The sequence below is a fragment of the Bacteroides sp. NSJ-39 genome (genome assembly GCF_014287315.1).
Lineage (GTDB): Bacteria > Bacteroidota > Bacteroidia > Bacteroidales > Bacteroidaceae > Bacteroides > Bacteroides finegoldii.
In genome coordinates, this window is sequence record NZ_JACOOB010000001.1 from 351,812 (window position 1) to 363,642 (window position 11,831).

At 43.5% G+C, this 11,831-nt stretch carries 5 protein-coding genes; all 5 read right to left on the minus strand.

The window, feature by feature from the left end:
• Positions 1-19 precede the first annotated feature (19 nt).
• Positions 20-2,659: a glycoside hydrolase family 2 protein gene (locus tag H8S63_RS01710; protein WP_186925537.1), complete on the minus strand. Its 2,640-nt coding sequence runs from the start codon at positions 2,657-2,659 to the stop codon at positions 20-22.
• Positions 2,660-2,711: 52 nt separating this feature from the next.
• Positions 2,712-5,063, minus strand: a complete 2,352-nt coding sequence (locus H8S63_RS01715; protein ID WP_186925538.1) for a DUF5703 domain-containing protein — start codon at positions 5,061-5,063, stop codon at positions 2,712-2,714.
• A 52-nt stretch (positions 5,064-5,115) separates the two neighbouring features.
• Entirely contained in the window at positions 5,116-6,549 is a 1,434-nt protein-coding gene (locus tag H8S63_RS01720) for a sialate O-acetylesterase (RefSeq protein WP_186925682.1), read from the minus strand.
• A 31-nt stretch (positions 6,550-6,580) separates the two neighbouring features.
• Complete coding sequence (locus H8S63_RS01725) at positions 6,581-9,859, minus strand: glycosyl hydrolase (RefSeq protein ID WP_186925539.1); 3,279 nt, start codon at positions 9,857-9,859, stop codon at positions 6,581-6,583.
• 299 nt (positions 9,860-10,158) lie between these two features.
• Positions 10,159-11,682 (minus strand): TlpA disulfide reductase family protein, encoded by a 1,524-nt coding sequence (locus tag H8S63_RS01730; RefSeq protein ID WP_186925540.1) that lies wholly within the window; start codon positions 11,680-11,682, stop codon positions 10,159-10,161.
• Between the last annotated feature and the right edge of the window lie 149 nt (positions 11,683-11,831).

Sequence of the window (11,831 nt, forward strand, 5' to 3'; positions counted from 1 at the left end):
CTTCTTATTGTTTCTTGTGCTATTTTTCAGTTCCGAATTCAGTCTGTTGGCGTTCTACTTCGTCCAATACTCGTTGACGTTCTTCTTCGGTGAGCTGTAGCTTTCCTTCCGATTTCCTTTCCGACAAACCGGTTTTCATTGTAGGTGAAGTGATTGTTTGTTCTTTGTAGCAGAAAGGAAATTCGGCCGGAATACTTTCAAACTCCAATTCGGCAGCCATAGGAGCCTGTGTTCCTTCAAATTGTACATGAGCTTTCACCTTAATCTTTCCGGCTTTCCGAGTAGACCGGACCAACAAAGGAGCCGAACCGAATTCTACAGTACGAGGATTGGCGCCAATGGTAGCGTCACCAATAATTTGTCCTTCTCCTTCTACAGTGAACACAATATTTTCTTTTGCCAGACGACGCACATTACCGCTATCATCTGTCACTTCGGCAACTACCACAATGAAATCCGAACCGTCCGCTATCAAATTTACTTTTTGAGTATCTGCATACAAACGAAGTTTGGTAGACCGACGGGAAGGCATTTTCTTTTGTGTACACACCACTTTTCCGTCAATGATACCTTCGGCAACCATATTTACTTTCTGCCAGTTCTTTTGTGTATAGCTATATCCGCGTGCTTCCCAGAAATCCCATACATCTTCGAATATAACAGGTGCATTCGGCATATGCCCTTTGGCATGAATTACAGGCTTAGTCCATGATTTCGTCCCATCATAGATAGAAAGACGCACCGAGTCGCAGTTACTGAATATCACTACATCTTTATCGGAGAACTGTGACATTTCATGAGCAATGAATACCATTGGTCCACATTCTGTCAGCGGATGGTGAAGATTGGCGGGTGATTGACTACGGAACATTTCGTAGGCATATTTCTTTTGTCGGAAAGCATCATATATACCTCCCCAATAAGGATCGGGATGATAACCGCGCTGATGATCGAACGGATGCCATTGTGCTCCACCGATAAACTGACCGGTAGTACGGTACATCTCATCATAACTTTTAGCCAAAGACAGCGCCTGTACGAGCAGCGGACGTTCCCCCCAACTGCGGCTCGCACGGTTATTGTTGTTGTGAGCGTACCAATCGTCTACATTCTCTCCGAATTCACGGGTGAAAATACATTGCTCCGGCCTATCAGTCTTTTCGTCATCTCCCGGCCAACCGTAAACTACGTCATAATGTTCTTTCACACCGGCGGAATGCACATCGGCAGCAGCTACGGGACGTCCCGGATAAGGAAATTCTTCTTTGGTTATTTCGAGTGCTTTCAAGGCAAAGTCGAGCGGATAGCGGGTTTCATTCAGAATAGGTTCCCACATCAAAACAGATGGGTGATTACGGTCACGGCGAATCATTTCGCGGGTGTTTTGATGAACCAATTCTCCGAATTTCACATCCTTGTTCCAATATTGCCATCCCGGAGTAGCTACGATAACAAACATACCGAGTTCATCGCAAGCATCCATAAAAGCAGGATCTTGTGGATAGTGTGCTACCCGGATAATTGTGCAACCGGCATCCCGCAGGCGTTTTGCATCCCGCCATTGCTGAGAATTAGGCAGGGCATTGCCTACGTATGCAAAGTCCTGATGGCGGTTGGCGCCTACTAATTGACCGAAGGGCTTTCCGTTCAGCCAGAAACCATCTTTGCCACGAAATTCCGCTTGGCGGATTCCGATACGTGTGATGCCTCCGTCAATGGACTGATTGCCTTTTTTAACCCGTGATTGTACTCTATATAAATAAGGTGAATCGGGCGACCACAGTTTAGGGTTCTTTATCTCTATCTGCTGCCGGATCGTTTTCTTTTCTCCGGGTTTTAGGGAAAGCTTGCCGGAAGCTCGTCTGATAACCTTTCCATCAGTATCTGTCAGGGCCGTTTCCACAGTAACGGTTTCGGAACGCTGATCCTTATTTTGTAGTTCCGTATTTACATAAACTTGTGCGCTCTTTTCACTGATCTTGTCGAAATGAACAAAAACTCCACCACCTGCAATAGTCTGGGACTCTATTGCGTCAGTAATGGATACCGGTGATTTAGCTATCATCCATACATCACGGTAGATACCGCCATGATAGGCAAAATCCAACGTATATTGGGGCTTGCCGGGAGGAAAGGATTTATCATTGCTATTGTCTACAAAAACGGCAAGCAGACAAGAGTCTCCTGCCTGTACACCATTGGCTGTCAAATCCAAAGTAAAAGGAAGATAACCGCCAATATGTTCTTGAATACGCTTTCCGTTTAAGTAAAGGATTTGCTTTCCCATCGCTGCCTCAAAGTGGAGCAGGACCTGTTTCCCTTTGGTTTCCGCAGGAAGTACGAAATGCTTGCGATACCAGGCAGGGCCTTGATAGTTACGACAGCCGCTAGCTTCGGCAGGCATTAACTCTACTGTATGAGGGGTGGAAACAATTGTCCAGGAACAATCGTCGAAATCAACGGATTCGGCTCCACGAATGTCCCCCTTGAAAAATCTCCATCCCGGGTTGAAGTTATACACTTGTCGTCCGCTACCGGGGAGCTGAATGAATCCGGCAACTGATGTTTCGGGGCGGTAAGTTTCTATTGTCCACCCTTTCTCTATCAGTGAGAATAACAATAGAAAAGCTGATAAAATTAAAAACAGTCTTTTATTCATAATACTTTTATTTATGGCTTCTTTCATTTCATAATATAGGGATGTAGACTTTTTAAATCATTATTATTATGTCCTTTTTCCGACTTTCGGGAAGAACTTTCAAGTCTGTAACTTTTCCGTCTTTCAAGGTTGCTTCTACTGTCGTTTCACCTGGTGCATGAAGTTTGAAATGTATATCCCATTCTTTAGACCATGCGGGAAAAAGGAGTATTTGCTCACCATTCGTCTGCAATAACATTTCTTGAAGTCCTATCATACCGCTACCTCCCCAATTGTGATCGGGTGTCCAGTCATATCCCGGTCCCCAAAAAGCAGGAAAACGATGTGGTCCGTTTGACAGTTTGGCGAGGGTCAACCTCTTGGCTTCTTCGGTCAATCCCAGACAAGCTGCCCAAATGTTATCTTGTTTCCATCCGACATGAGAACGGAATTTGATTGCTTCCGGATCATAGAAATAAGTATTACGGGCTAATTCAAGATTTTCTTTTCCTACTCCGTAGATGCGCCAGGGAAATACAGGATACAATTGCGGAGTTTCTACATTATTGATTCGTTCCCAACTTACAGCAGGAGAAATCGTTTGCTTCAGTTCGGGTGAAGCTGTGGGATTCAAGGAATCCTTGATTTCTATGTACCGCAATGGAATCGGAGGAATCGTTTTCAGCATTTCATCTTTCTTCCCATAATTTTCCAATACAGTCCGCAAAGCGGCAATTGTACTGCTGGCATTGTTAGTCATCTTATATGTTTCACAGGCAGAGCCCGGAAACAGGACAAGCTGTCCGTTACCATCCAGCGCTTTCCGTCCTCGACGGGAAGCAAGTTGGCGATAATGTTCGTCAAAGAATGTCAGCGAGCTTTCAATTAAAGGCAGATATGGAGTAATGTCTGCATTTGCATAATTCTTGGTTTCCAATATCATTTGACAGAATTCCAGTATAGTATCCCACTCATACTCCAGCCATGCATTATATTCCACTCCTTTGTCAAACCATTCCGGACGTTTGAAGCCATACTCCGCAGGATTAGGCAAACCATAGTTCTCTATTTGCTCACAGAAACATGCTCCATTGTGTTGCCAATATACTTGGGTGCGGAGTTCTGCATTTTTTAGCATTCGGTTGTAGAAATCGAATTGGGAAGACATCATATCGAAGTCTCCGCTTTTCAACATCGGCCAGTATACAAGCCGCTGATTCTGTGCGGTCATCGTACCTCCTCCCCATTTACGGTAATCAGGAGTGAACGCCTGTTTTTCGTCTATATGACAGGGATCAAAGGTAAATAATCCACCATTGAATTTGGTCGGGACACTACCGTAAGCATTGCAACCTAGCATATAGCGGAAAAGAGTGTAGTTTCGGGTAATTTCTTTTATATCGCTATCATTTTTGTTTTCTGTATCTCCAATAGGTTCGATAAAGCTACGTTGCCAAAAGGCATTCCACCACAGGCGAGTTTGTTTTTTATCCTGTGATACAATTTTTGACGAAATCTTTCCTTGTGGGGCTATTCTTTGCAGATTGATTTGCAAGTCTTGTTCCCATTGTTCTACTGTTGCCGTCTGTTCTGTGTGCAGGACGATACAGAACTGCTCCTTCCGGGAAACTTTTGAGGAGCGAAAGTTCCAGGCACGGTAGTCTGTACCGGCATAGATATTATCTGTTGTACCTGTATATTCCAGATTATCCCCGAAAAGATAGCCACCAAAAGTCAGATGCTTTAAAGGATTCATCATTTGAGATTTGACATTTTCCATTCCTTGTTGCGCTACGACAATGTCAAAAACTGTTTGTTCGGGATTGCGGTGATAGAATAAAAGTAAGTTTTCTTTTTTGGTCATTCCTGGTAGTTCCCTTTTGGAAGATAAAGAAACAAAGTCGGCAGTGGTAACAGCTCCTTTCGGGGGTGCCCATTTGTAAGAGCATTGTTGCCCCTCTCCTTTTCTGATCATTCGTTCCTTATACCGCCAGTTCTCATAAGAGACTTCTGTCCGCAAAGGTTGTGCGTTGGTGATTTCCACATGGACTACGGGATGATAGACATCTGCCCACAACTGTATCTGTGTGCCTCCTGCCGATACTTCTACATACCCGTCTTTCAATTTCAGTTCCTGTCGGAAATCTTTTGCATCTTTGAATGGACTAGGAAACAGACGAATCCTAAAACGTCCTTGTTTCAGTTGGCAGTTATTCTCGTCGAATGTACCGCTACGACTCAGATAGAATAGTATATCACCTTCCTCTACCCATATATTCATGCCGATATCACCACCACCGCAGGGCATGGATTCGGAGGAATTCCGACTGGGAGTGTTCCAAATGACATTAGCATGCCGACTCCAAAGAGCTGACACGCTAACAAATACGAATAAAAGAACAAAAATGCGACGTAAATAATTCATAAATTTATCACTTCATTAGTTTGTTTCGCTCACCACAGTGTGGTGAGCAGGATCACCAATTGTCCGAACGGAAAGATCCCAAAGGCAGTCCGTCACAATAAACATCTCCTTCTACATAATTCTTGAATCCGTAACGAACGGCTACCGGATGCGGGACATGCTCGCTTTTCACAAGTATCTTGCTGCGTTCAATCCATGCTTTGGCAGGATAGAATACTCTGTCTTCACCGGCTACTTCAAAGTTCTTCGATTCAAAGCAATTCTTGCCGCTAATCCACATTTTTGCCCGTTCAAAGCTCACAATGACCGTATCATTCTTTATTTCCATACTCTTATAATATGGACTTTCACCGTTCACCCCTTCTATTCCGTAGGTCTTTGTCAGCGCCAGCAGTGCCAGCCGCTCTCCTGCTATTTGTTTCTTGGCGGGATGAATCCCTTTCTCCATGCCTGCATCCAGCAATACCGCCATGCCACTGTTAGGCACACGATGTTCTACTTTTGCCTGCGCCTCCCGAAGATAAGCAGAATTTATCACTTCTTTTCCTTTTTCCGTAATAATTCCATAATCATAGGGAGCTATCTGACAATAATAGAAAGGAAAATCGCCTTGTTTCCATTCGGCACGCCATCCGTTAATCAAGGTAGTAAACATATCCGCATACGTGTGTGCGCGATTCCAGTTATCTTCTCCCTGATACCAGATAACCCCTTTCATCGTCATGCCAATCAAGGGATGCAACATACCGTTGTAGAGGACAGTCGGCGTCCGGTTTTTCGATTTGATATCCGCTTCGGACTGGGGTATCTTTGCGTCGGGGAACGCTTTCAGCCAGTCGGCTGTCATCCATGCCTCGCAAGCCGAACCGCCCCAAGCGGTGACCACCAATCCCACAGGAACATCCAGTATTTCATTGATTAATCTGCCGAAATAATAAGCTGTCGCACTGAAATCGCGGACATTCGCTGGTGTGGCTTCTTTCCATGTGCCGACTACGTCCGTTTGCGGAGTGAAGGTAGAAGTACGTTTTACCGTAAACAAACGAATATTCGGATTCTTGCTACGAAGAATATCCATGTTGGCATTCTCTACAGGCTGATTCTTGAATCCTTTCATGGGCATTTCCATATTGCTTTGTCCGGAACATAGCCACAATTCGCCTATCAAGATATTATTTAATGTTTTTTTGCTTCCATCGTTGAAAGTAATGGAATAAGGACCTCCTGCTTCGGGAGTGGAAACAGAAAGTTGCCATGCGCCGTTCTTGTCCGCTGTTGCCGCATATTGTTTTCCATTCCATCCGGTAGTAACCGTTATTTTCTTATTAGGGGTGGACGTCCCCCAAAGATTCGCTTTTGTCTGTTGCTGCATCACCATCCCGTCGGAGAATATAGCGGGTAGCTTTACTTCTGCATGTGCGCATAAGCAAACAGCCAACATAAAGCTAGCCAGCCATGTGCCTTTTTTAATTACTGAACTTCTCATCATTCTATTTATATAAGTTTTCAAGTCTATCCTAATTTTCTATTGTCAATATGCCCAGTAAACCTGCCGGAAGCAAAGTATCTTCTTGTTTTCGGTATTTGGCATTTGTCCAGATACCGTCATACGGTGCTTTTCCTTCGTCCACTCCTTTCAGCGCATTCGCCCACGTATTGGTGACTTCTATCTCCAGTTCGTTCGTTCCTTTTTTCAAAGCGGACGTAATGTCTGCTCGATACGGAGCCGTCCAGACAGTCCCGCAATCTATTCCGTTTACACGAACCGTAGCCAGATTGCAGACTTTCCCCAGGTTCAGATACACGGGTTGTCCTTTCTTGAGTTTATCCTTCCAGCGAAAAGTGGCCTTATAAACGGCTGTTCCCGAATAATAACGGATCTGCTCGTCTTCTTCTTTACTCCAATCGAAAAGGTCTTTCCTGACCACAGTCTTTCCCGTAGCCAGAAATGTTACGGTATATTCTTCTGTTTCCAATGTCCTATTCAACGGTTCTCTCTTATCTGTCGATGTCCTCTCTTTATCGGCAGCTTCTTCTGTCGGAAAGACAATGAATACGGATTCATTCGGAGCCAACGTCAGCGTAACCTCTGTCCGGTTGTCGTGGATGCGATAAGAAGGATGAGTATTCATTTCCCCCGTTACTGGATTCCAGCATTCGGGCTTTCTTCCATTAATACGCATACTTGCCGTAAACGTACGTGTTTCTTCCCGCTGATTGGCAACGAAATAAATATCACCGAGTTCGCCACTCCGATGCATCCAAGCGACATCTTCCGGCACAATCATATCCCGTTCCAGTCCGTATGCCGAGAAATCTTCTTCTGTATAAGGAAGAGCAGGTACAATGACTCCCGCGGCTTTTAATTCATTCATCTTTTTCCGCACTGCCGGAGAAAGCACCGGCTCCGGATTCATAGGGCGTGAAAGCGGCAGGACGACCACCTTATAACCCATTCCCTCCGCCAACTTCATTCTGCCATTCTCCGCCTTTGCCAAACGGAGTAACGCATCCTTATTAAAACTGTCGTAAGCATATCCACGAAGCGGATTCACCCATTTTTCGGGATCAGCCATATTAGCGGAATGAGTGACGCCTACCGGACGCACACGCAAAGGTTGACCTTCATTCGCCAAACGAATACGTTCACTTTCTACCCGTTCCGTACCGAAAAGTCCCGGAAGTGAGGAAACCAACCGCTCCGGCAATACGGAACGTCGGGGAACCTCTTCTCCAGTAAACACAGCAATATCCGTTACCGGATGACCATATTGTAACAACGACTGGCAACGGGTAGCATATTCGGAAAATGCTTTCGCTCCTTTATCCCACCAAGTCTGGTTACGCTGAAAGAAAAGTCCGATACCATCCAAAGTCATGCCCGGCTGACAGTCCAGCCAAGGATTATGTACGTAGACATGATAGAAAAGTCGGTTGATACCTAGCGCATAGTTACGGTCCAGCAATGCTTTCAACATAGCAGGATATTCGTCCCATGTTCCACGCACTTCGGTGAATCCTTCTGCCTGAATAATATTCTTTCCATAGATATGCGCTCCACTGATGGCATCGAGCATATCATTCGGTTTGTCATGAGTGGGACTGTTCAACCAGAACTCTCCCATAGGAAGATCTACTTTCTGATAATGCAGTAGACCATCGCTTACCATCGTCGGAGCTACACATTCTGCCGAGAACTGGCAATCATATTCTTTGGCACAATCAGACAACACCTGATAGAATACATCCACTACCAGTTCAGCGATAGTCGTACGGACATCTCTCAGAATCTCTTCGCTACGTCCGGCACTCTCCATCGGAATGCCTGCCAACAAAGGCAAATAAGGTAGCAGGTCATACCCGCGACGTGTACGGAACTCCTTTGCAAAACTATCACTCCAATTCTGGCTGCCACACTCCCAACTATCTACGTGCATGTATTTCAGTACCCGACGTGCCACCTCCGGATGAGTCTTTACAAAAGCCTGTGCAAACCAGTTGTCAAACTGTTTCCGGACGGTCCGAGGATTGAACTTATCACATTCCAGCCCTTTTCCTCCTCCGCCCGTTGCATTGGTATGTCCGGTAGCGGTATGTCCCATCCGCAGCAGCTTCCATTTCCCTTTCGGGAGAACAGCTGTGATTGTTTTCTCTTTAGAATGACTAGCCGGGGCATTCTTATATTGTTCCGTTAGATTAATAACCTGTGAAAGGGAATAGCAGTCCTCTTTTCCTATCTCCTCTTCCCTAGTAGATTCAGCCACCCGCCATACCAGTCCGGCTTTTCCTTCCCACTGATTCAAACGGGCTTCCTGATGCAGGCGCAGTTGTTTGATCTTCAGATTAGGTTTCCATTTTGCGGCATCCATATCTTCACTTCCCGGTTCACTTCCCTCGGGTGTCCAGTAGAAACGGAAATAACGGGCTGTAGTTGCGGGAATACTATGAGTAGAATTTTCATCTGTATTTTGCCATCCCTGACGGGCAGGGACTAGCTGTTTCACGAAACGATAATTTACGCCATCGTCACTTGCCATTACTTTCAGGCGATGTGCCTGATAATTATTGCCATTTAAAACGATTTCTATATTCCGGCAGGTAAAAGCCTGTTTATATTCATATTGAATATAGCATGGATACGAAGAACGGATAACGCCTGCCGCATCCATATTCACTGTTTGAGCAGATTTTACATTGTTCGCTGTTGCTAAGTTTACGCAAGTGATCTTTGCTGGCATTTCGTCTGCTGCATCCTCTACCGGTAAAGCAAATAGCGCAATATCTTCATAATAGTTTTCATAAGCTTCCGGCTGTGGCAGACGTAATGCATTGAGCTTTCCACCATCAACGATTGTATCACTCCAAACAACTTTCTGCATTGATTCTTTCGGAGTAATCCAGGGACCTCCCGCCAATGCAAAACCGTCACAAATATGCATTCCCAGTTTCAACCCTAAACGGTCGGCTTCCTCCATGCTGAAACGCACCATTTCCCACCATTCAGGGGTCAACTGCTGCGCCTTGCCATCGTATTGGGCGCCTTCATGAATACCTTTAATCGGCATCAGGTAAGTACCTCCCAATCCTGCATGTTTCATTGCCTCCAAATCGGCTGTAATCCCTTCTTTAGACACGACACCATACATCCAATACCAAAAGGTCCAGGGTTTTGCTTCGTCTGACGGATTTTGAAATTGCTCCCTAAGTGAGCGTGTTTGTTGTGCATCGGCAGGGCATACGGCTGTCCATGCTAATAGAGAAAGTGCAAATATTCGTTGTTTCAGTCGATTTTTCATTCCAATCTATATTTTTACAATAAAGAAGACGAAAAAAGGTCTGTTTTGTACTCACTATTAATATAATTTCGTGACTTATTGAAAACAGTCCCAACACTTCCCTATTGCACACCAAATATTTGACGAAGATGCAATGTGGAAAGAATCAATGTGTTGATAGATAGTTCTTGAACTATCCTAAATTAATTCAACACAGCAACATATATTAATATATGATAAATCAGAAGTATTTGATGTTTTTTGTGTGGGTTGTTATACTTTTTCTTGTTTGCCTTGTTTGCCTTATTTCTCTTACAACATTATTTGCTGTCCTTTACGGCTTCCTCAATTCGAGATACAAATTGCGGATTGCTGGGACGTGCTGTAGTTCCGAAATCTACAATTTGCCCTTTTCTATTAATCAACAGATAATAGGGCATTCTATCTATTTTCCATTGTTTGCGAATTTTCTGTAAGTTCTCTTTTCCAAAATAATCAGATGCATAAATACATTCAATTCCCCGGTTTTTCAATGAATACTCATTCAGACATTCTTCCCATTCTTCCTTGGGTTCACTTACACATATGGAATATATGACCAGGTCTTTGGTGGAATACTTACTCCGCAATTGTTTCAAAGGTTCCATTTCTGCCAGGCATGGTGGACACCACCTAGCCCAAAAATCGAAATAGATCACTTTCCCGTGATTCTTCTCAAGTATATTATAGACGGGTTCCATGTAAGGCATAGATGTTTTTAGCTTTGAGTTTTCGTGAAACTCACCATATAATAAATTATTGGAAACTGGTTGCGGATTTTCCAGGTAAGATTTAGTCTGATTATATATCTGCATCACTTGTGCACGCAAATGCGGCATTTTTACGATCGAATCAAACTGTGTATGCCTCGTTGTTAAAGCAAGTGTATCATTTGCATTCAAAGAGCCAACTGCCATTTTGGTATATATATACTGGTTCAGTTCATTCTCTCCTACTGCCGACATAATCTCTTCTACAGATGGATTTTTTTTATCTTTGTATGTTATCCCATAAGCTATATAACGTTCTACCTCATCGGCAATATCATATAAACGTGCCGAAAGAATCCCTTTATTATAAAGTTTATTGATTGCAGGCAGAAGTTTATGATACCGATCCATTTCTTTTCTCGTTTTAAACTGGCATTGGCTGCCATAGGATAACAAAGCGTAATAATAGTCCTGTTTCAGTAACTCTTCAGTAAATAACGTAACATCTTCCATTGGCTTATACTCCGTCAGATACTCGTTTCTCCGCTCCAAACGAAAGTCATATTCTTTCTTTAATTCAGCCTCAAAATCCTTAATATTCAAATTCGGGTTTATACTATAATTCTGTATGTAATAGTAGGCGCTTTCTGTAAATGCCAGTATTTCTTGATTCAGTTTTTCTGCATCACCTGTTACTTTGGGATGAAAAAGATCTTTGAAGTCTATTTCCACATGTATGCTATCTCCCGGGTGGATATACAAATGTTCCGCATAATTGCGAATGGAAACTTCTCTTAATTTTGCATAAACCGGAAAGCGGAATGAAAATGAGCCGTCTTCTTGTATGGGGGTACGATATTGATTTTCCATTTTCCAAAAAAATGGAATGATGAGAGTTAATTCTTTTTCTTGAGGATAAAAATCCCGGTTCAACACTTTTCCTGTGATAACAGCCTCTTTAATATATTCTTTCGCTAACGGATAACTTTCTTCTGTCTGTACAGATGATTCGAATTGAAATTTTGCCCGGTCTTTTTGCCCGCATCCGGCTAATAACAATGAGGTTATTATCAGAAAGGAATAATAGTGTTTCATCGTGCTTGAATATTAGAAAATTCGTAAACCTCAAATAAATAAGAATTCTTGCCTCCAAATATAGAAAATTTATTTTATGGAAAAGAATTTTGTAGCCATTTTCATTCCCGAACTTCAAAAGATTAAATAAAAAAGGTACCCAACGCAAT